This is a genomic window from Bacillus sp. FJAT-26390, assembly GCF_001682865.1.
Lineage (GTDB): Bacteria > Bacillota > Bacilli > Paenibacillales > Paenibacillaceae > Pristimantibacillus.
The window spans coordinates 170,946-191,737 of sequence record NZ_MAQX01000037.1; the positions used below are offsets into that span (position 1 = coordinate 170,946).

The 20,792-nt window shown below is 47.1% G+C and carries 18 protein-coding genes and 1 pseudogene; 1 reads left to right on the top strand and 18 read right to left on the bottom strand.

Annotation, left to right across the window (positions count from 1 at the left end; all coding sequences use genetic code 11):
- The first annotated feature begins 87 nt into the window (after positions 1 to 87).
- Positions 88 to 534 (top strand): annotated as a pseudogene (locus tag A7975_RS32500) (GlcG/HbpS family heme-binding protein).
- 147 nt (positions 535 to 681) lie between these two features.
- On the opposite strand, the gene A7975_RS32505 reads toward A7975_RS32500, so the two are convergent.
- The 18 genes from A7975_RS32505 to ppc form a co-directional block, all read right to left on the bottom strand.
- Entirely contained in the window at positions 682 to 978 is a 297-nt protein-coding gene (locus A7975_RS32505; RefSeq protein ID WP_053373957.1) for a hypothetical protein, read from the bottom strand.
- 169 nt (positions 979 to 1,147) lie between these two features.
- A complete protein-coding gene (locus tag A7975_RS32510) occupies positions 1,148 to 1,684 on the bottom strand; it encodes a hypothetical protein (protein WP_053373956.1) in 537 nt (178 codons plus the stop codon).
- Between the two features lie 269 nt (positions 1,685 to 1,953).
- Positions 1,954 to 2,208, bottom strand: coding sequence for an NUDIX hydrolase (locus A7975_RS32515; protein WP_082198602.1), 255 nt, complete (start codon positions 2,206 to 2,208; stop codon positions 1,954 to 1,956).
- A gap of 322 nt (positions 2,209 to 2,530) precedes the next feature.
- Positions 2,531 to 3,019, bottom strand: coding sequence for a hypothetical protein (locus A7975_RS32520; RefSeq protein WP_065387900.1), 489 nt, complete (start codon positions 3,017 to 3,019; stop codon positions 2,531 to 2,533).
- Positions 3,012 to 4,775 (bottom strand): sensor histidine kinase, encoded by a 1,764-nt coding sequence (locus A7975_RS32525; RefSeq protein WP_065387901.1) that lies wholly within the window; start codon positions 4,773 to 4,775, stop codon positions 3,012 to 3,014. The genes A7975_RS32520 and A7975_RS32525 overlap by 8 nt, the downstream gene beginning before the upstream one ends.
- The gene (locus tag A7975_RS32530) at positions 4,772 to 5,452 is read right to left on the bottom strand and encodes a response regulator transcription factor (RefSeq protein ID WP_053377594.1); all 681 of its coding nucleotides are present in this window, start codon (positions 5,450 to 5,452) and stop codon (positions 4,772 to 4,774) included. Before A7975_RS32530 ends, A7975_RS32525 begins: the two co-directional genes overlap by 4 nt.
- A gap of 334 nt (positions 5,453 to 5,786) precedes the next feature.
- Positions 5,787 to 6,125 carry a hypothetical protein gene (locus A7975_RS32535; protein WP_065387902.1) on the bottom strand — a complete coding sequence of 113 codons (339 nt, stop codon included), beginning with the start codon at positions 6,123 to 6,125 and terminating at the stop codon, positions 5,787 to 5,789.
- Entirely contained in the window at positions 6,125 to 6,325 is a 201-nt protein-coding gene (locus A7975_RS32540; RefSeq protein WP_053373950.1) for a hypothetical protein, read from the bottom strand. The genes A7975_RS32535 and A7975_RS32540 overlap by 1 nt, the downstream gene beginning before the upstream one ends.
- A gap of 207 nt (positions 6,326 to 6,532) precedes the next feature.
- The gene (locus A7975_RS33905) at positions 6,533 to 6,808 is read right to left on the bottom strand and encodes a hypothetical protein (protein WP_141680476.1); all 276 of its coding nucleotides are present in this window, start codon (positions 6,806 to 6,808) and stop codon (positions 6,533 to 6,535) included.
- Between the two features lie 497 nt (positions 6,809 to 7,305).
- A complete protein-coding gene (gene glmS, locus A7975_RS32545; RefSeq protein WP_053373949.1) occupies positions 7,306 to 9,138 on the bottom strand; it encodes a glutamine--fructose-6-phosphate transaminase (isomerizing) in 1,833 nt (610 codons plus the stop codon).
- Between the two features lie 567 nt (positions 9,139 to 9,705).
- Positions 9,706 to 11,046 carry a phosphoglucosamine mutase gene (glmM, locus tag A7975_RS32550; protein ID WP_053373948.1) on the bottom strand — a complete coding sequence of 447 codons (1,341 nt, stop codon included), beginning with the start codon at positions 11,044 to 11,046 and terminating at the stop codon, positions 9,706 to 9,708.
- A 62-nt stretch (positions 11,047 to 11,108) separates the two neighbouring features.
- Positions 11,109 to 12,503: a CdaR family protein gene (locus A7975_RS32555; protein ID WP_053373947.1), complete on the bottom strand. Its 1,395-nt coding sequence runs from the start codon at positions 12,501 to 12,503 to the stop codon at positions 11,109 to 11,111.
- Positions 12,496 to 13,338 (bottom strand): diadenylate cyclase CdaA, encoded by an 843-nt coding sequence (gene cdaA, locus A7975_RS32560; protein ID WP_053373946.1) that lies wholly within the window; start codon positions 13,336 to 13,338, stop codon positions 12,496 to 12,498. Before cdaA ends, A7975_RS32555 begins: the two co-directional genes overlap by 8 nt.
- 141 nt (positions 13,339 to 13,479) lie before the next feature.
- Positions 13,480 to 14,118, bottom strand: a complete 639-nt coding sequence (locus A7975_RS32565) for a zf-HC2 domain-containing protein (protein ID WP_053373945.1) — start codon at positions 14,116 to 14,118, stop codon at positions 13,480 to 13,482.
- A 123-nt stretch (positions 14,119 to 14,241) separates the two neighbouring features.
- Complete coding sequence (gene sigW / locus A7975_RS32570; protein WP_053373944.1) at positions 14,242 to 14,808, bottom strand: RNA polymerase sigma factor SigW; 567 nt, start codon at positions 14,806 to 14,808, stop codon at positions 14,242 to 14,244.
- 721 nt (positions 14,809 to 15,529) lie between these two features.
- A complete protein-coding gene (locus A7975_RS32575) occupies positions 15,530 to 16,672 on the bottom strand; it encodes a S1C family serine protease (protein WP_255314640.1) in 1,143 nt (380 codons plus the stop codon).
- Between the two features lie 165 nt (positions 16,673 to 16,837).
- Positions 16,838 to 17,482: a class I SAM-dependent DNA methyltransferase gene (locus tag A7975_RS32580; RefSeq protein WP_065387903.1), complete on the bottom strand. Its 645-nt coding sequence runs from the start codon at positions 17,480 to 17,482 to the stop codon at positions 16,838 to 16,840.
- A 190-nt stretch (positions 17,483 to 17,672) separates the two neighbouring features.
- Entirely contained in the window at positions 17,673 to 20,477 is a 2,805-nt protein-coding gene (ppc, locus tag A7975_RS32585; protein ID WP_065387918.1) for a phosphoenolpyruvate carboxylase, read from the bottom strand.
- Positions 20,478 to 20,792 lie beyond the last annotated feature (315 nt).

Sequence of the window (20,792 nt, forward strand, 5' to 3'; positions counted from 1 at the left end):
GAATGCCTATGATGACGGGATCGAATGCATACCTAAAGCGTATGATTCATATCATGTATCGAATCAGTCGAGAGGGAGAGGACGCAGATGTTGAAAATCACCCTAGAAGTCGCCAAAGTGTTGATTCACGCAGCGGAACTCCGGGCAAGGGAGCTCGGGATCGCGGAAGTGATCGCCATCGTAGACGATGGCGGGAATTTCGTTGCTTCTCATCGGATGGACCATGCCTGACTGGCCAGTGTCGACATCGCCCATAATAAGGCATGGACGGCGGTCGCGCTAAAAGTGCCCACGGCGAGCCTTGCTCCGTTGGCGGTCCCGAGCGGGGAGCTGTACGGGATCAATACGACCAACCACGGACGCGTTGTCGTGTTCGGAGGGGGGATTCCGTTGTCGTTCGAAGGGAGAATCGTCGGGGCGGTCGGCGCAAGCGGCAGTACGGTCGCAAACGACATTGAGGTTGCGGAAGCGGCGGTGCGAGCTTTCGAAACCTATCCGAAGGCGCGGATCGGGTCTTCCGGGAGATTGCTGTAAACCTGGCGGCTTTAGCCCTATATACATTACAATAACCCAAAGACGAATTTTATAAAACTTCCAGTTAGCGAAGCGAGGTTACCGATTAATCTCTCGGCAGCCTCGTCATGTAGTTTATTGAGCTCTCGTTTCCCGTTAGCTCAACGTTTAATTGTATTCCCCTTTAAATGGCTTTTTAAAATCCCGTATTTGTTTGTTATTTTGATCGTATTCAGCCCAATAGAACACATCTCTAAAATCTATTTTTGCAATGTTGAGATATTTTTGAAGCTGTTCAATACTTCCTTCAGATAAAAACAAAATTGATCTAATTAATCTCAATATAAACTCTTCTTCGGTGTGGAAAAAACTTTGATTAGTTAATAGGTCTTCAACACAATCGTATTGATCCTTATATTCCTGCTGTATTTTTTCAATAATATCCAAAGGAAGAATTAAACTCATATTTCAACTCCGAGCTTAATGGATTTTTGAAATTAATGGCACTACCGCAGTTTCTCATAGCGTCTTATTTGCGATGACCGTAAATTTCCCATAACTTTTGTCGGACCGAGAGCCGAATGGCTCGAAACGTGAATATGATGTTATATGATAGGAATGCCTTCGTGAAATACTAAAAAAGCACTTCTATTTGTTTATAATCTTTCGAAGGTGATTCCTTTGTTAAAATCTCTTTGTCATCACTATGACCATTATAAATATTCAATATCTTTAACTGATAAATCCAATCTCCTGTATCTTCGTGTACTAATCTACCGTTATAGATAATCCTTCCATATTCACTACTTTGAAGTATAAACGTGATTTCAGATAAGTATTGATATCTTGAATCATAACGAACAGGCTTGCCACAAGAATCAGAATACTTAAAATATACTTGTAGTTCGTCAATCTTGTTTTGTATTTCAGTACTAGCTATCTTCCATTCATTTAGGTGTGAGTCAAGATACTCGACTTTATTACTTTTAATTTTAAATCCATTTTTATTTTGAATAATTAGTATTTCCTGAAAAGGAATCGTAGTGCTTCCAATATAATTTATCAGCTTATCTGGAATTGGGAACGACTTGCTAAATCTATTTCTCAAAGTAGAGTATGGAGCTCCTCTGACCTTTTTGTCCCATAATATTGTGATAGATTGAATGATCACAAATATTCGCTCCTTAGTTTAAGTATTACATTCCTTTCATGTAACGTCTCATGTACGAACTACGCATATTCTCCATACTTGAAGTATTCGTGAAGTAATTAATCTAACCTGCCCGTTAGCATAGTAATTCGAGCTCTCATAGCCGTTAATGATTTTCTTAATAATTCCCATCGTATCCACGGGAATTTCGATTGGTCTAAAGAACCCATATTCAATAACTTCTTGATTATCAATTTTAATTATGCCTTCAAAGTTACTGCTTATGTATGTTATAGCAATATAGTGAATCTCGTCCCCCGATGTTCTTCGTGAAGTTCCCTCTTAAGCGCTTCTTCAACCGATTCCCCCGGCTCTAATAATCCACCTGGAAGTCCCCATAAACCATCGCAATGCTTCACGAGTAATATTAGACCATTACAATTTCGCAATATTAAAGTTGGTCTTACCATTATCAATGGCAAGTCTGGCACACGATTAATAAGTTTCTGGATGTACATAATTGTTCTCCTATAAGTTATTTTCATCTGTCGTTTAACATACCCGCATGCATATTATTCTAGATAAAATAATTATTCCCTGTCTTTTGAAGCTATCCTGCCCATTGCGTAATTAAGCAGCCGATCATTGTGGTCGGCTGCTTCCGTGTTTTTATTGAACTATCGTTACCCGTTTGTTTAATAAAGTAAGCCTTCCTTATCTGTTATAAATTTAGGCAACTTTGTGCTTATTATTTTCCGGTAAGAGTATGGTTCTTCAACCTCACAAAACTTCCGGTAAACGGCTATGAAGCGCATCTACATGAAAAAAGTAGCCGCAATCGGCTGCTTTTGACATGAACATTGATGTTTATTTCAAAGTGATTTCCTTTTTCCACGTTAATTCCTTGCCTTGCTCATTCTTGAACACGAATACAACCTGCCCTTTCTCGCCCTTCATCGCATCCGGATAGAAGAATCCAGTAAATTGTCCGTCGCCGCTAATATAGAAGCCGTCTCCACCGCTTGCTCCATGTTCAATGGCTACTTGAACCGAATTGATGATTTGGTTTTCCTTGGACACCCACTGCATTTCTGCAAGAGCAAATCCTTCCGGAAGCTGCTCCACGACAAAATCGAAGCTGTTGCCCTCAATTGGCTTTTCCGTCTGGTCAATGATAATTAATATTTTCTTGTCAGAGTCCGTATCCGCTGCTTGATCGCCTGTTGCTTCGTTCTCTGGCTTCGTTATAGGTGTAGCCGTAGTGTCTAATTCGTTGTTGGACTGATTGCCGCATGCGCTGGCCAGCAGCAGTACGATCAAAGCTGATATCAAATACATATATTTTGTTCTAATCATAGGTTGTTCCTCCGTTTTCATCTAATGTAAAAGAAAATGCTACGCCTTGCTTCGTGTTCTCCACGCCATACTCGCTTCCATGAAGCTCCAAAATATGCTTGGTGATGGCGAGTCCTAGTCCCGTTCCACCGGATTTACGATCCCGTGAACGCTCCGCCCGGTAAAAGTGATCCCAGACCCGACTGATATCCTCTTCGGGAATCGGCGGTCCAATGTTTTCAATGACGGTTGTTATTTTTCCTGGTGCCGTTCGCTGGATGCCGATCGTAATGGCACTGTTCACAACGGCATGCCGAATGGCGTTGCTCATGAAATTCAGAATGACCTGCTCGAGGCGTCTGGGATCAGCCCGTACTAGCAGCTCTTCCTCTTCCTCTTTATCCGCGTTTATCCGCAATTGAAGCTGTTTCATCTCCAATTGCTGAGAGAATGCATCACTCACCCTTTGAATCAGGCTTGCCAGAGCTAAGCTTCTCGGCTGCAGCTGAATGGCCTTCGCTTCGAATTTGGACAGCTCCAGCATATCCATAATTAATGCATTCATCCGATCCGTTTCATTGACGATGAGGGCCAGATAACGTTCGCTTTTGTCGCTCGCCACGCCGTCCTGCAGCCCTTCCGCAAAGCCTTTCACAATCCCGAGCGGCGTCTTCAATTCATGAGAAATGTTCGCGATCAGCTCTTTGCGAAGCTGCTCGGACCGCCGTTTCTCCTCCACATCCTCCTGAAGCATCGCATTCGCATGGGTAAGCTCCTTCATGGAGGCGTCCAAATTCCGCGACAACGCAACCATGCTTCTCGACAGCTCCCCGAATTCATCCTTCGAATCGATTGCTGACTGCTCCGTAAAGTCCAGCTTGGCAAGACGCGCTGCAGAGCGGCTAAGCAGCACTAAGGGACGGGAGACAATTCTGGAATAAATCAAAGACAAAACAATCGCAAGCAGAACCATAAGCGGCGCCAAATAAACGACATATTGCTTAAGAATCCCGACAGCTTCCCCTACAGGCTGCATAGAGGTCATAACGAATAAATAGCTATTCTCTTCGTTGCCCTCTGAGAGCAGACGTATGAGAACCGTATAGGGGATACCACTCCATTTATCCTGCCAATCCAGCTGCAAGACCGAACCGCTCCGCAGCCTTGACTGCCATTGTTCCATTTGCGAATTCCAATCTAGAAGCACATCATCGACAAGAGCATCCTGATAAAGCGGATTATATGACCGCCGCTCCGGCAGCATGAGATCCGTTACTTTTCCTCGCACGCGTACTAAGCCCTCTTTGAGAACGGTATCGGTCTGCTGGATAACAACAGGATGCATAATCGTATCATCCTCATTCATGAAGATCCCATCAACCACCAGCGTCTCGCCTATTTGAATCTTTTGGGGGATTTGATCCACAGTCATGCCTTCTTTAGAAATCTGAATCGTTATCGTCTTGCTGCCAGCTTCCAGTTCCAAATAATAAGGATGTGTGCTTATTCGCTCAAATCGGCTATTCAGGATGTCGGTACTCGTATCATGCTCATTCATGAATGCACCTAGCAGTCGTGACACCTGTCGTTCACTCGATTGCGCCTCTTTGTATTGGCGAGCGAATTTATTCATGCTCTTCTCTAAAACATTAATTTTAGACATACGGTAAAACTGCTCGAAAAACAATCCTTGTGCAAGCAGCAATATGGTGAACACAAGCAGGATCAACACGGAAGTGACAACGAATAGTTTAAGGGCTACACCTCTTCTTTTCATCGACCCATCTCGAACTTATATCCAGAACGAATAACTGTCGCTATCGATCGTCCTTCGTCTCCGAGCTTAGCTCTTAGCTTTTTAATGTGGGTGTCCACCGTTCGCAAATCCCCCAAATAATCGTACCCCCAGACAGAGTCCAAAATATACTCTCGCGACAGCACCTTGCCGTAATGTTTGATGAGAAAGAGGAGCAAATCGTACTCCTTAGGTGACAAATTGATCTTAGTACCCGCTACAAAGACGGTATATGCCGACCTGTTCACCATTAAATCACCATAGACAAGCGTATCTCCCTCGCGTCCCATCGTCCCTTCCGTTCTCTTCATCAAAGTAGTAGCGCGGGCTACCAATACCCTTGGGCTCAGGGGCTTCGTTACGTACTCATCGGCGCCAAGCTCGAACCCCATCAACTGGTCGTCATCCTCTGCTCTGGCAGTCATAATCATAATCGGGACATCCGATTTTTCCCGGATACGTTTGCATACCGACCATCCATCCATTTCCGGCATCATAATGTCGAGGACGACCAAATCAACGGAATTCTGTTCAAAAATGTCAAGCGCGACCCTCCCATTTTCCGCTTCAAACACGTCCCATTGTTCCTTCTTGAAATAGTCCATTATCACCTCTCGCATAAGCGTATCGTCTTCAACCAGCAATATCGTTCGTTTCATTCCACCGCACTCCGCTTTCGCCTGCATTTCTAAGTTTTATTACTCCCACAACCTACTTTAAAGGACACCTGTGTACGTTGTGTGTATTTCAAATGAATGAATCAACTTTATGTACTTCTCCGACTCATTTATTGGCCAGCAGCTTCCCGTTAGCAGCAAATGCTCTATTCGATAAACTATCCTCGTTAAATTCATTGCGTCGATTATAGCATAGTGATCTACAAACACTTCCCGCATGGTAGCTATCCTTAAATTTAGTCCAGCACATCAAATTAATAACTGCGACGAGAATAAATTGGCATGTTTAACGCCATTTAGTTCCTTCTCTCCAATCTTATGGATTATTACCTGCCCCAACCACAACCGAGATAATACCACTATCATCGTGCTTCAAGATAACGATGAAGATACCAGGCTTTGATTCGGGATCGAGAGTTGCACCGAAATCATAATATCCTTTCAGCCGATCTGCAAGGAGTTTACTCTCATACTGAAAGACCTTACGGACTTCGTTATCTGTATATTCCTTGACCTTGACAGCATCACTTGGAATGACCGAGGAAGAGTCATGTAATGCTTCCTCTGCAGTTCGCCATCGCGAATCCGTAGCTTCAAACGACAGGGTTATGTTGTTCGCTGTGTTTTTCTTCGTCACATCATCTTCGGCATACATTACGAGAATTGTATGTTTACATTTTCTGTATCCGTATTGGTTTCTTTCGCTGCAGCAGTCTCAGCAACTTCACTCTTTGCGGCCTCTTCAGAATTTCCAATCCCTATATTCTCGTTGGCTGGCCCACCACAGCCAGCTAAGGCTATTGATAAAGTAATAAGCCCAGCTATGACAAACAATTTCTTCTTGTGAATACGCATATCCAACTCCCAGCTTTATTTATACAACTCTACAATTGTAACATGACACTGTTTAATATTTCCTATTTCCATATTAATTTACATCTCGTTCATATATAACTGTCAGCTAGCCGAATAGGCTGCCGATGATCTGGCAGCCTGTTGTCATGGTACTATCGTGTCCCTAGTTGAACGAAAAAAGCAAGCCTATTTCAGTAAATAATTTGGCTATTCTTGAATTGCAGTTACTTCACCATCATCAAAATAAACATAACGACCATTAGCATAAACCCACTGTTCACTGACACCGTATTTAGTAGTTGTTTTTTTTGTATCTTCAGGTGCACCCCAACTTGAAGATCTAACTTCATCAGAACTCATTCCTATCTGAGGGGAAACCTTTTTGGATTGATTTCGGATTCGATCTAGATTAGATAATGTAGCTGAATATTCTTCAAGATCTCTTTTATACTTTTTTTTATAAGTTAATATCTCATTTGACATTATTCCGCTATAATCATCCGGAATATTAATCAATCCTAGATAGCCGGAATAAACACCTTGTCGGCTTTTAACTATTGTCCTTATAGCATCTAAGGTGACATCAACATTTACTGTCTGATCATATTTTTCAGTGATATCAAATGTATCCTCATATTTTTTCTTTTTAATTAAATCAAGTAGTATTGACTCTACCTCCCCCTTTTTCTTTTTTATCTCTTCATGAAATATTCCTTCATAATCTATTGGAATTTGGTATAAAAAATCGTAGATTAAAATAGGAATAAAACCAGAACAGGCAAGGGATTACGAGGATATTGATTGGGAAAAAGATCGAGGAAGAGATTGAAATAGAAAGAAAAAGCCGAGTGATTTCAGGTGGAAATGCCTGAAATCAGTTCGGCTTGTAATTAGACTTTATAAGCTTTGTGCATGGTTTTAATGGTGGGCTTTAGAGTTTGTTGGATGTTAACACAACCGAACACTATACCCCTAACTCCCTACTCCACCGTAACGCTCTTTGCCAAATTCCGCGGCTTATCCACGTCATGCTCCAAAGCAAGCGAAGCATAGTAGGAGATCAGTTGCAGCGGGATAACCGACAACGCCGGCGACAAGATCGGCAGCGTCTTCGGAATTGCGAATAGCTCGTCGACGGATTTCATGACTTCGTCTTCTGTACCTACGTTCGCGATACCAAGGACATGTGCGCCGCGCGCTTTAACTTCCTTGATGTTGCTTAGCGTTTTCTCGTACAGCTCTTCCTGCGTTACTAATGCGATAACAGGAATGCCGTCCTCGATAAGCGCCAATGTTCCGTGCTTCAGCTCACCAGCAGCATAAGCTTCGGAGTGAATATACGAAATTTCTTTCAGCTTCAGCGAGCCTTCTTGCGCGACAGCGTAGTCTACGCCGCGGCCGATGAAGAACAAATGCTTGTGTACCGAAATCGATTCCGCTACCTGCTTAAGCACAGCCGCTTGCTCTAGAATACGCTCTACCTGTGCAGGCAGCTCATGCATTGCAGCAATGACCTCCGCGATATAAGAAGCGTCTTTCGTCTCAAGCGTGCTAGCCAGATGCAAGCCAAATAGATAAAATGCGATCAGCTGCGATGTGTATGCTTTTGTCGAAGCAACCGCAATTTCAAGACCAGCCCATGTTATAAGCACATGGTCCGCTTCACGGGCAACCGAGCTGCCGACTACGTTCGTGATCGCAAGCACGCGAGCGCCGTTGCGTTGTGCCTCGCGTAGAGCCGCAAGCGTATCTGCCGTTTCTCCAGATTGGCTTACAACGATTACTAGCGTATCCGGTGTTACGATTGGCGAGCGGTAACGGTATTCGGATGCAACATCCGTCTCTACCGGGATGCGCGCAAGCGACTCAATGACCGATTTGCCGACAAGACCTGCATGGTAAGCCGTGCCGCATGCTACGATCTGTACCTTGCGAATCGATTTAATATATTCAGCTGTCATGCCCAGCTCTTTTAATTCAACAGATTTGCCGTCTTCGGAAATACGGCTCATCATTGTGTCGCGATACGCTTTTGGCTGCTCATGGATTTCCTTCAACATGAAGTGATCAAATCCGGCTTTCTCCGCCGTTACAAGATCCCAATCGACATGAAATATTTCCTTGGAAATAGTTTCGCCTTCAGTCGTCATCACTTCGACAGCATCACGTGTCAAGATCGCCATTTCGCCGTCGTTCAAAATATATACGTTACGCGTATGCTCCAAAATAGCCGGAATATCCGAGCCAATGAAATTTTCACCTTCGCCTACACCGATTACTAGCGGGCTTGCAAAGCGTACAGCAACAAGACGATCAGGTTCAAACTCTGTCAATACGCCAAGCGCGAACGCGCCACGCATACGTTTAACCGCGCGTTGAACGGCTTCCACGATATTACCGTTATATTCGTCAGCGACAAGATGGGAAATAACTTCAGTATCCGTCTCCGACACGAAAATATGCCCTTTAAGCATCAATTCTTCTTTCAAGTTCAAGTAGTTCTCGATGATTCCGTTATGGACAACGGAAAATTTCGCCGTGTTGTCGGTATGCGGATGGGAGTTCACATCCGACGGTTTCCCGTGAGTTGCCCAGCGAGTATGGCCAATTCCGACAGAGCCTTCAAGCGGCTCCTCGCGCAGCAAGCCTTCAAGGTTAGCCAAACGACCTTTGGACTTCGTAATTTCGAGCCCGTTTTTCGTGAAGACAGCGATACCAGCGGAATCATAACCCCGATACTCCAGCTTCTTCAATCCTTCGAGCAAAATGTCCTGAGAGTCGCGTTTACCAATATATCCTACAATTCCACACATAATTTAATAGGCCTCCGATAAGGTTATTTTCCCGTCCTTGTCGGATGCCTGCCAATGCGTGGCACAGGCAATATGAAGTTGTCACAGATCAGTTCCGAGTTGTAGCGGAAAAATGTAACCCCTCTGCCCGTGCCCACCCCACCGGTGGCATCTTGGACATACGGGAGTAATCGATAATTGCATGAAAAAATAAGCAGCCTGCTGCACGATTGTATGACCGGTCGCCCGGCCGTTTTACGTAACAGCTTTCGGTTGGCTTGCAAATACCGGAAGGTCCCCGCCGAATGTTTCGAACACCTTCACCTCGTCAGCTTCCCGTATGAACACCCGCTTCAAGCTTTTCTTCCCAGCTCTACAACAGATCGTTCATCACGCAAGCTCTGGCGCTTAACTTGCTTAAATAACCTCTATCCTCGCTTTCCTTCTTGAATCATACTACCTATCATATTCATTTTATTGCTGCTGTGCAACCTTTCCTTGAAAATATCCACGCTTATTTTCCAAAAAAGGGCAGCAAAGGCCTGTCAGCAACAAGATCCGACAAGCCTTCGACACCATATTATAAAATTAACCTAGCTCACTTTTAACGACATCAGCAATCTGCGCAACATAAGCCTCGACTTGGTCCTTCTCAGGCCCCTCCGCCATTACGCGGATCAAAGACTCCGTCCCCGATGGGCGGACAAGCACGCGGCCGTTGTCGCCAAGCTCCAGCTCCACGCGTTTAACGGCTTCCTCAATGGCTGTATTGCCTTGATACAAGCTCTTATCGGCTACACGAACGTTAACAAGCTTTTGCGGGTATTTGCGCATAAGCCCTTTAAGCTCGCTTAACTTTTTGCCGGAAGCTGCTAGTGTATCGACAAGCTGAAGCGCAGTAAGAATGCCGTCGCCAGTCGTAATATGGTCAAGGAAAATGACGTGGCCGGATTGCTCTCCGCCAAGGTTGAAGCCGCCGCGGCGCATTTCTTCCATCACGTAACGGTCGCCTACAGCCGTTTGAGCCGTTTTTAGGCCAATGCGCTCCGCGCCTTTAAAGAAGCCGATGTTAGCCATAACTGTCGTTACGATCGTGTCTTCCTTAAGCTTGCCGGCCCGCTTCATCGCATCGCCAATAATGCACAAAATAAAGTCGCCGTCTACCTCTTCGCCTTTCTCGTCAATCGCAATCAGACGATCGGCATCCCCGTCGAAAGAAAGACCAAGATCCGCGCCATGCTGCAGCACCTGCTCGCGCAAGTATTCAGGATGCGTCGATCCCACGCCTGCATTGATATTAAGCCCATCCGGCTCTGCGCCTACCGTAATAATGTTCGCGCCAAGCTCGCGGAATACGGATGGAGCCAGCTCGTAAGCGGAGCCGTTCGCGCAATCAAGCACGATTTTCAAAGAGCTGAATTCGCCCTTGATCGTTGTTTTCAAATAGTCCAAATAACGCTGCTTAGCACCTTTATCGCTTGATACCGCTCCGATATCCCCGCCTTCAGGGCGTGGCAATTCATCTGTAAGAGCATCAATCAATTGTTCGATTTCGAGCTCGGTATCATCCGATAATTTAAAGCCGTCGCCAGCAAAAAATTTAATGCCGTTATCTTCTACTGGATTATGCGATGCCGATATCATAACGCCTGCGTCCGCATTAAGCTCACGCGTAATATAAGCGACTGCCGGTGTAGAAACAACGCCAAGGCGCACTACGCTCGCACCAATAGACAATAGGCCCGCGATTAGCGCAGATTCCAGCATCGGACCGGAAATCCGTGTATCCAAACCGATAACAACCTTAGGCTTCTTCGCCTTGTGTGTCAACACATAACCGCCACAGCGGCCGATCTTGTAAGCCAGCTCTGGTGTAAGCTCGCGATTGGCTACGCCCCGCACACCATCAGTACCAAAATATTTCCCCATAGTTAAAATGCTCCTTTGTTATATGTTGCGTTCGTTATCATCTGCTATATCTGCTAGTTAGTTTAAGGATTCGTATTCGTGCCGCTGCCACCGTTGCCGCCGCTGTTACCGTTCTCCTCGGCGGTATCTGGCGGCGGTGTAGCGGTAGGAGGCTCATCCGTCGGAGTTCCCCCGACTTCCTCTGAGTTGTCTCCCCCGGTTCCTGCAGTTGCATCATTGATAATTTCGATGGAAACGGTCAGCTTCTGCCCTTCTGTAAGAACTGTAGATACGTAAGCAGGCACATCAACCTGCAGCGTTACGACATGCAAGCCTGGCGCGAGCCCTTCCGTATTCGCAATAACCGTAATCGCCTCTGCCTTAAGCCCAGACAGCACCGATTCCGCTCCGCTGACGGTCACATTAAATTTGCCATCCGCAGGCGTACGTATGACGGCAGAGGTACCGGCTGCCAGCCCCTCGATCGTCACAGGCAATCCCGTAAAGGTCCGTGTAATATTAGGCGCTACGACCACGTCAAGCGTCACTTCACCCGGATCAACGGATTTAATGCCGTCAATTGGCTCGGCCTTCACCTGAATGCTGCCCGACTCCTTCACCTTCGAGAGATCGAGCACCACGCCATCATAAACCTTAAGCTCATCTAACGCCTTCTGTTCGCCGTATACGGTGACTTTATCGATAGCCGGCTTAACGGATACTAAGCTGAGCCCGTCAGGTAAAGTGCCGGTATAGCGGACCTGCAATGGCAGCGACTTAAATGGCGGCGTAATCTTAACCTCTACATGAACGGTTTCCGGAGAAATGATTGCATTCGTCATTTCAATGCCGTCTGTATCATATACGAGAACTTTAGCTTTTTTGTTCACAACTGTTTTATCAGCGCCGTCGATATTAACCTCCGTCGTGACCAGCCCGACGCGGCTCATATCATCTTTTGGCAGCGTAACCTGTACGGCTGGCGTTGGCGCTACGATCGTTGAGGCGCCTACTACATATCCAGGTGCAGGATTTCCTTCGGTAACAACCTGAAGTTCGAATGGCTTCGTCAAAATCTCCTCGATTTGCACCATTACGGTACGCGGCGACATGTCGATGAGCTGAATTCCTTTAGGTAAGCTTACGGTCAAGGGCAGCTCCTGCATGCCTGCTTTCGTCCCTTTCAAGTCCACCTTCACGACATAATCATCCAGTGAGGAATTTTTGAGCAGATCGGAGAGCCGGCCCTGTACGTTAAGCCTTACAACCGTTGGTTCCATGGCGGTAAGCACGTACTTGTCAGCATCTAGGCCCTCTGGCGTAATAACGGATGCCTCTATCGTCTTTGTATCAAAATTGGTTGTCGTTACGGTCTGAGGCGACGTGCCGGGATCAATATGTACAATCCCCCAGAGCAGCAGACCTATTAATACGGAAATGATTTTGAGCGCGGTGGGATGACTAAGCCATTTATCCATCACGGCCTCCTTTCCGCTTCCACAGGGATGACACGGTAACGCGTTCCTTCGTGCGTGCGTTCGTTTTTGGTGTCAGCTCATCGAATAGCTTGGAAATTAGCGACTCCTCGTTAATATCCCGAACGATCATGCCTCCGAGCGATAAGGATACTTGCCCCGTTTCTTCCGATACGGTTACCGAAATCGCATCCGTTACCTCGCTTACCCCGATAGCAGCGCGGTGACGGGTACCAAGCTCCTTGCTTATAAAAGGGTTCTCCGACAGCGGCAAGTAACAGCCAGCTGCCATAATTTGATTGGAGCGAATAATGACCGCACCATCATGAAGCGGCGTGTTCGGCGTGAAAATATTAATGAGCAGCTCCGACGTAATTTTCGATTCCATCCGGATGCCCGATTCAATCAATTCACTGAGTCCCGTACTGCGCTCGAAAACGATCAGCGCTCCGATCTTGCGCTCTGCCATAAAACGGACAGCCTTAATGACACCGTCAATTTGTTCATTAACGACATCCTTGTCAAGCGAATAGGCTCGCGCAAAAAACTTTCCGCGTCCAAGCTGCTCAAGCACACGTCTAAGCTCAGGCTGAAAAATAATGAGCACGCTCACGATACCGAATGTGAACATCTGGTTCATAAGCCATTTTAACGTGTACAAATTGAACCAGGTGCTCAGCCCCCATACCGCTACGAGTATAAATATCCCTTTCAACAGCTGAACCGCACGGGTTCCGCGTACAAGCAAAATCATTTTATAAATAATAAAGCTGACTATGCCAACATCGATGATGTCCTTTAACCAGTCATGCCAAGTCGAATCTGCGAAATAACTCATATGCCAACCCCCAACAGCCGATCCCCTTATTCTTGTCTTTATTGGTTTTCAACTTTATTATTTTCTAGATGTGGGATTGGAAATCCTTTTTTTCAAAAAAAAAATAAAAAAAGCCTCCCTGCGAGAGGGAGGCGGCATACATTAACGGATATTTCCGCCAAAAGTTTGCGTCACCTTATACCAGAACCAGTCGAGCGCTTGATCAATGGTCCTGCTCTGCCCCGCAATATGTCCGGTAGATGCCAAATTCAAAGTGCCGTCGATTACGGTTACGTTGCCGTCAATCTCGCCTTTTACATCAGCAATTCCATTTTCGACCGTCAGGTTGCCCGTTAAATGGACGCCTTCCGGAACGATTACCGTGTTTCCTTCTATGATGACTTGCTGAAGATCCTCGCCTGCTACGATAAGCTTAGTGTCCTCTTCCCACATGGTAAAGAAGCTTCCTAACATAACGAGTACAAATACAGCAGCAGCGGTTACTCCAGGATAGCGATAGATAAATCTTACGATCCCGTTCCGCTGCTTGCTTTGTTTCTTCGGCAACTGCTGCATAATCCGCTGCGTTAATAGCTCCGATGCCTTCTTGTCATAATCCGCGGCTGGCTTAATCGCTTCTACAGTATGGAACACCGCGGCGTCCGTCTTCTGGAGCTGTTCAAACCGACTGCGACAAGCCGGACAGGAAAGCAAATGAGATTTTAACGTAAGGATATCTTCTACGGGCAGCTCGCCGTCCAAATAGTCATGCATCCATACGATGGCGACGTTGCAATTCATAGCAGCCAGTCCTTTCTTTCAGATGCTCGCGCATTAAGTTCTATTCTCGCTATTAGGATACGTAGCTAAAGAGGGGATGTTTCACTTTTTTTCGAAATCAAAAAAGTTGTGCCCGTGCACAACCTATAATTTGTGCTCGAGCTTCTTCCGCAGAAACTCCCTGCCGCGGTGAACGCGCGTCTTAATCGTCGTTACGGGCATGTCCAGCACGTCGCCAATCTCCTGCAAAGATAGATCCTGCATATAGCGAAGCGTCATCACGCTCTTATATTTTGGCGGCAGCGATGCGATGGCTGCATGAATAATCTGCTGCGTATCCGACAGCAGCAGCTCCGATTCCGGCGTCCGATTGTCGCTCGGTATCATCGAATAACCGTCCAGTCCTTCGTGCTCCGAGGACTCAGCGTCAAGCGAATAGCTCGGCTTGCGCTTGCGCAGCCGGTCGATGCACAGGTTCGTTGCGATCCTGTAGATCCATGTCGAAAATTTTAGCGTATCATCGTATCTATCCAAGTTTTTGTACACCCGAAGAAAGGTGTCTTGCACGACATCCTCCGCCTCCTGGCGACTGTTTAACATTCGATATGCCATATGAAAGAGCTTATCTTGATAGAGGTCTACAAGCTCAGCAAATGCCTGCTGATCGCCTTTGAGCGCTAACTTCGCCAGGCGTGCTTCCAATACATTCACCTTAACTCCTCCAAACCTTCCGTTCGTTCGGCTGATCGCCCTGCCCATTGCCGGAATAACGCTGCCTAGCTGAGCAAGCGCTATCCCATATCCGATAAGCGTTCATTCGCCTTCGCCTGCCCTAGCCTCATTCCGTGCAGCAAAGCGATTACGATATAACCGAACGTTATCATCATCGCAGATTTGTTGACGGAATCATAATCCGCTCAGCAATCGGCCTGTGAGAAACAGAAACAAACTTTATGTAACCGCGGATGACAGGCCGCTTAAGCCCCCCTGCGCTATTCATCATTGCGAAATGATTCTGCTCCGGCAAACCCGGCAGCAAGCAGCGCATCTGCCTATTCGACAAGAATCGCGATAATTTGCCGGTATGCAGGCCAGCGTCAAAGCTATAAACACTCTAGAAAAATCGTAATCCACATGAACTGAAAAAGCAAGACCAATGAGACGTAATCTTCCAATTTCTTCAAAGGTTTATGTTGGAATGCAGTCATGCCTATGCCTTATCCGGCGAGCATGGTCCATTTTCTAAAGTTCATTGTTGCCAGTCTCCAGCGAGTACTGATCGTTCTGCCAATTATATACGTTTAACGCAGCGTCAGCAATCGACCTTAGGCTAGTTGACGATTCGACTTCCGGCTAGTTTTCACCATTTTTTATGTCAAAAAAGGTCTGGAAGACAGATGTCTCCCAGACCTTTTACAATTCTCTTTTGTGATTACAAAGTGTTTGTTTTCAATTTCTCGAGCACCTGATTAATGGTTGTAGTCGGAATGGCGAAGCCGATGCCCTGTGCCTCAGCGTTTACCGCCGTATTAATGCCGATCACCTCGCCCTTCTCATTGAGGAGCGGTCCGCCCGAGTTGCCCGGATTGATCGAAGCGTCGGTTTGCAGCAAATGCTTGTACTCATGATCACCCTGCTCATCCGCAATGGTTATCGGACGCTCCTTCGCGCTCAGCACGCCCATCGTAAGCGTCTGGTCGAAGCCATAGGGATTGCCGATTGCGATAACCCAGTCGCCAATTTTGGTTTCATCCGAGCTTCCTAGTTTGAGGGATGGGAATGCTTTGCCGTCCGGGCTCTCCACCTTCAGCACCGCTAAGTCCAGCTCGTAGCTTGAGCCAAGCACCTTCGCGGTAAGCGGCTCGTCGTACCCTTGAACGGTAACCTTCACTTCCTTCGCATCCGCAATGACATGCTCATTAGTCAAAATATAACCATCCTGCTCAAAGAAAAATCCGGTTCCCGAGCCAGTCAGCTGCAGCTCGCCGCTGCTTTCCTGCTGCTGCTGCTGTCCGTCGCCGCCCGATTGGCCGTCTCCAAAAAATTGGCGGAAACGGGGATCATCAAACATCGAATTCGAACGGGCAGGCTCCGCATAATTTTCAATTTTGACCACTGCCGGGCTTGCTGCTGCGTAGACCGAAGCGATGTCATCGCTTGTTTTGAGCGACGCGGTAGATAATCCGGCGTCCTGCTGAGCCGAGTTGCTGACTACGCTTGAGCCCGCGTTTTCCTGTGCTTGCTCATTTCCGCCGCTGAACATGTTGTTTTTATCCGCCATATACGAGAACCCGCCAATCACGATCGCACCGATTAAGAATGAAGCAACCAGCGTCTTAGCCGAGCCTCCAGCGGAACGTTTTTTGCGTTTGCCTCCCGCTTCAGGAGGTATGCTTTTGTCCGTTTGGAGTCCAAGCTCCTTCTCGTAAGATGCTCTGAGCTCATTTGTTGATCTGCTAGATTCATAGACGTAAGTAGTAACGGAATTCGTGTTTTCTTGGTTCGATGTATGGGAAGGATCGGCCGCCGTATAAGTATCGTTATTCGCATCCGTGCGCTTGTTTTCCTCGTTCATTTCTATCATCCTCTCAAATGTTAATGTTTGTTTCCTATGTACCTATCATGCAGGATGTACCTTAAACGAAACTTAAGCGGAATATAAATGAACATAAGAAAATAGAGCTTACGTTGATAAGCTCTTGTGAATGGTTCATATAACATAATTACTCCGAGGCTCGCCTTATACGGTCTCCTTTGTTGCATGCATCAGCCAGACATAACGATTAAGCTGCCGAAAAACAACCTCAAGGCCATGGGCTTTGCATATCCTCTCGAGCAAATCAATCGTAGAATAATACTCGCTTTGCAAATCCTTTAACAAATTCGTATAACCCGCCTGCTCTGCAGCAAGCTCGGTTTGCTTGCGTGCCTCTTCATTCTCAAAGCTTGTATCTGCGAAAATAATTTGCCCGCTCTCTCCGAGCAGCGTACTGTAAAATGCGATTGCCCGCTCCTTCTCCTCATCGGTCAGATGATGGAAGGCATACGTGCTTACGATAGTATCCAGCTTCACCGGAATAGTCGGGAACTGCTGGAAGTCGCCGTCTAGCAGCACGGCATTTAAACCTCTCTTTTCAAATTGGGCGCGCATGCCAGCCGACGGCTCAACCACGTAAACGGTGGAGGATTGCCGAAGAAGCTTCTCAGTCAGATTGCCCGTTCCGGCGCCAAACTCAAGAATAGTTCCGTAGGAGCGCTCCGCTACCGCTTCCAGTATGGCATCATAACCTTGAAACACTTCGGAATATTCCTCGTCCTGCCCCTGTACCGTAAGCTCATAATGATCCGCCCAATGGTCAAATAGATCGATAAACTCTCTTCCCATCGCCTCGCCCATCCTCTCACACGTTTAATCCTCATCGCTCACATGGGATTAAAGGTATTTATAATCAGCATATGATGGTTGTTCGTAAATGGCGACAGGACGTCTTCTCCAAATGCAAAAAAAGCCAGCCACGGCGTATGCCATGGCTGGCTTTGTGATAGTCATGCTTGCCAAGCGGCAAGCTTGTTTGTTAGCCCGTATTCCGAAGGCCGGCTGCAATTCCGTTGATCGTGAGAAGCACCTCGCGGAGCAGCTGCGGATCATCCTCTTCGTTATCACGAAGAGCGCGAAGCTCGCTAAGCAGCTGCACTTGCATGTAGCTGAGCGGATCGACGTACGGATTGCGCAATCGGATCGATTCTTGGATGACAGGAACGTTATCCAAAATTTCCGTTTGGCCTGTGATGCTTAGAATAAGCTCAGAAGTCAGCTTATACTCTTGTTCGATTTGTTCGAAAATACGATCGCGGATCGTTTTGTCCTTGATCATATCCGCATATTCCTTCGCGATAACGAGATCTGCTTTGGCCAGAGCCATTTGCAGGTTATCGATAAGCGAGCGGAAGAACGGGAACTTCTCGTACATTGTGCGAAGCGTTTCGAGATTGCCCTCGTTCTGGTCGAGGTACTGCTTAAACGCTGTACCCGCAGCATACCAAGCCGGCAGCAAGTAACGGCTTTGCGTCCATGCGAATACCCAAGGAATCGCGCGCAAGTCTTCGAAGCGATCGCTGTTTTTGCGTTTGGACGGACGTGAACCGATGTTCAGTTCGCCAACCTCAGGCAGCGGAGTCGACTCCTTGAAATACGTCAAGAAATCCGGGTCGCGGAAAATAAGATCCTGATACTTCTCGAGCGCAGTCTCGGAAATCGAACGTGCAATTTCATCCCACTCGGCTTCCGCTTGCGGTGCTTGCTCTGGATATTTTGCCAAGCGAGCTGCCGTAATAAGCGCCCAAGTTGCTTGCTCCAAGCTGCGGTAAGCGATACCTTGCATTGAATAACGCGAGGAAAGAACCTCGCCTTGCTCGGTAATTTTGATGCCTCCGCCAACCGTATGCGGCGGCTGTGCAAGAATGCTGCGGTTAAGCGGCATTCCGCCGCGGCCAAGCGCTCCGCCGCGACCATGGAAAAACTTCAATTTTACATCATATTCTTTGCCGGCAGCCGTAATCTCGTTAAGCGCTACGCGCAGCTCCCAGTTCGCCGTAACCACACCGCCGTCTTTGTTGCTGTCGGAGTAGCCAAGCATAATTTCGTGCAGGTTGCCGCGTGCTTCTACCGCTTGACGGTAGATCGGCATTTCAAACAGCTGCTTCATAATTGCAGGCGCTGCGTGAAGATCGTCAATTGTTTCAAACAGCGGTACCGATTGCAGTGTACAGCGGATAGAACCGTCAGCCTCCTTGCGGAACAGGCCAACTTCCTTCGCGAACACCATAACCTCAAGCATGTCGCTCGCCGCTTCCGTCATACTAATCAGGTAGCTGGAGATACAATTAACGCCAAACTCTTGCTGCGCACGGTAAATCGTATGGTATACGTTCAAGCATTCACGCGTTGACTCCGTGTAATCCAGATGGCCCGAAGTAAGCGGCCTTGGATCGTTCAGAAGGCGGTGAAGCAGGTCCGTTTTCTCTTCTTCCGAAAGGGATGCATAGTCTGCAACCACGTTCATTTTCGCCAAAATTTCGGACATCGCATTCTCATGCTCTTGGCTATGCTGACGAACGTCAAGCGCCATGAGGTGGAAGCCGAACAGCTCAACTTGACGAACAAGCTTAGCCAGTGCCGTATCTGCTACATAATCGGCATAGTGATGGCGCAAGCTGCGGTCGATAACGAGCAAATCCTCACGAAGCTCCTCAGGGTGGTTATAGCGCATTTGCGAGCCTTTAAGCGACTCATCGCGCGTATTTGCCAGCTTCTCCAACATAAAGCCAAGCTTAATGCGGTAAGGCTCCTTCGTATTTCTCCATAGATCAACGCATTTCAGTTCAACATGCTCACGGTCCGAACGAAGCGATTCAACAAGCTCGTCAGATACCTCAACCAGGTTCGTGCTGAAGCTGAGCAGATCCATAAGCTCGCCAAGCTTCTCTTCGTACTTGCGAATCGCCAGCTGGCGGTGCAGCGTCAGCGTCTCCCAAGTGACATTTGCCTTAACGGATGGATTACCGTCGCGATCTCCGCCAATCCATGAGCCGAAGCGCAAGTAATCAGGCACATGCCACTTCTCGTCCGGGTAATATTTGCTCAGGCAGCGCTCTAGCTCTTCATAGACGTTAGGCAGCACCTCGAACAACGTTTCGTCAAAATAGTACAGGCCGTTACGAACTTCGTCGATAACGGTTGGCTTACGGTCGCGCAGCTCATCGGTCTGCCACAAAATAAGAACCTCATTCATGAGCTTCTCACGCAGCTTCTCGCGCTCGCGGTACGTCAATGTTGGGTTATCAAGCTCCATCACATCAACGGCGATCCGTTTATGAATATCAAGCACAGCGCGACGAGTCGCCTCGGTCGGGTGTGCAGTCATGACGAGCTCAAGCGAAATATTGCTCAAAATATCTTGAACATCCTCGATCGCGATATTCCGTTCCTTCAAATCCTGAACAGCGCTCTCGATTGAGCCGCGTTGCACCGTTTCGCCGGCAGAAACCTCATAATCGCGTTTCCGTCTAATCCGGTGATTTTGCTCGGCAATATTAACGAGCTGAAAGTAAATAGCAAACGCCCTAATGACTTGATGACGTATTTCCGGGCTTAGGGAAGATACGTTTTCTTTGAATTGATCGAATAACTCCGGTACAAATTCAGCGCGAAGCGCTTTACTTTGCTCACGAATCCGTTCCACGATATCAAGAAGCTCGCGGCCGCCTTGATGCACGAGAACTTCACCAAGAATGTTGCCTAGAAAGCGGACATCGCGTCGCAGCAAATTGTTAGCTTGCTGCCGGTTTGTCGTCAAAGTAGATGCAGATTGATCCGACATACTGTTCCTCCTAAATTTTTGCGAAGCAAAGATCGCTCCGTAAGCATTTACTTGTTTTTGCGAAGCAAAAATCGCTTCGGAAGCTTGCATGTACAACATGAACGTTTTTTGACTTCTACCATCATACTACAAAAACCTACAGGGTTGAAGCCCTGCAGCCAATCTCACAAAATCGGATTGGCGCAAGCCTTGCGGGGAACCCACTTATTTTGAATCCTCATCATAAGTTAATTTATCCCTTTCAACATTTACTGAATCAGCTTTCCAAAAAAAGGCCGCAATCGCCTCTCTATAAGAGTCGTTGCGGCCCTGCTT

Excerpts from the sequence above, each read along its gene's own strand:
- A7975_RS32505 (WP_053373957.1), bottom strand. The coding sequence starts at position 978 with ATGAGTTTAATTCTTCCTTTGGATATTATTGAAAAAATACAGCAGGAA.
- A7975_RS32515 (WP_082198602.1), bottom strand. The coding sequence starts at position 2,208 with ATGAAAATAACTTATAGGAGAACAATTATGTACATCCAGAAACTTATT.
- A7975_RS32520 (WP_065387900.1), bottom strand. The coding sequence starts at position 3,019 with ATGATTAGAACAAAATATATGTATTTGATATCAGCTTTGATCGTACTG.
- A7975_RS32525 (WP_065387901.1), bottom strand. The coding sequence starts at position 4,775 with ATGAAAAGAAGAGGTGTAGCCCTTAAACTATTCGTTGTCACTTCCGTG.
- A7975_RS32530 (WP_053377594.1), bottom strand. The coding sequence starts at position 5,452 with ATGAAACGAACGATATTGCTGGTTGAAGACGATACGCTTATGCGAGAG.
- A7975_RS32535 (WP_065387902.1), bottom strand. The coding sequence starts at position 6,125 with ATGTATGCCGAAGATGATGTGACGAAGAAAAACACAGCGAACAACATA.
- A7975_RS32540 (WP_053373950.1), bottom strand. The coding sequence starts at position 6,325 with ATGCGTATTCACAAGAAGAAATTGTTTGTCATAGCTGGGCTTATTACT.
- A7975_RS33905 (WP_141680476.1), bottom strand. The coding sequence starts at position 6,808 with ATGTCAAATGAGATATTAACTTATAAAAAAAAGTATAAAAGAGATCTT.
- glmS (WP_053373949.1), bottom strand. The coding sequence starts at position 9,138 with ATGTGTGGAATTGTAGGATATATTGGTAAACGCGACTCTCAGGACATT.
- glmM (WP_053373948.1), bottom strand. The coding sequence starts at position 11,046 with ATGGGGAAATATTTTGGTACTGATGGTGTGCGGGGCGTAGCCAATCGC.
- A7975_RS32555 (WP_053373947.1), bottom strand. The coding sequence starts at position 12,503 with ATGGATAAATGGCTTAGTCATCCCACCGCGCTCAAAATCATTTCCGTA.
- cdaA (WP_053373946.1), bottom strand. The coding sequence starts at position 13,338 with ATGAGTTATTTCGCAGATTCGACTTGGCATGACTGGTTAAAGGACATC.
- A7975_RS32565 (WP_053373945.1), bottom strand. The coding sequence starts at position 14,118 with ATGAATTGCAACGTCGCCATCGTATGGATGCATGACTATTTGGACGGC.
- A7975_RS32575 (WP_255314640.1), bottom strand. The coding sequence starts at position 16,672 with ATGAACGAGGAAAACAAGCGCACGGATGCGAATAACGATACTTATACG.
- A7975_RS32580 (WP_065387903.1), bottom strand. The coding sequence starts at position 17,482 with ATGGGAAGAGAGTTTATCGATCTATTTGACCATTGGGCGGATCATTAT.
- ppc (WP_065387918.1), bottom strand. The coding sequence starts at position 20,477 with ATGTCGGATCAATCTGCATCTACTTTGACGACAAACCGGCAGCAAGCT.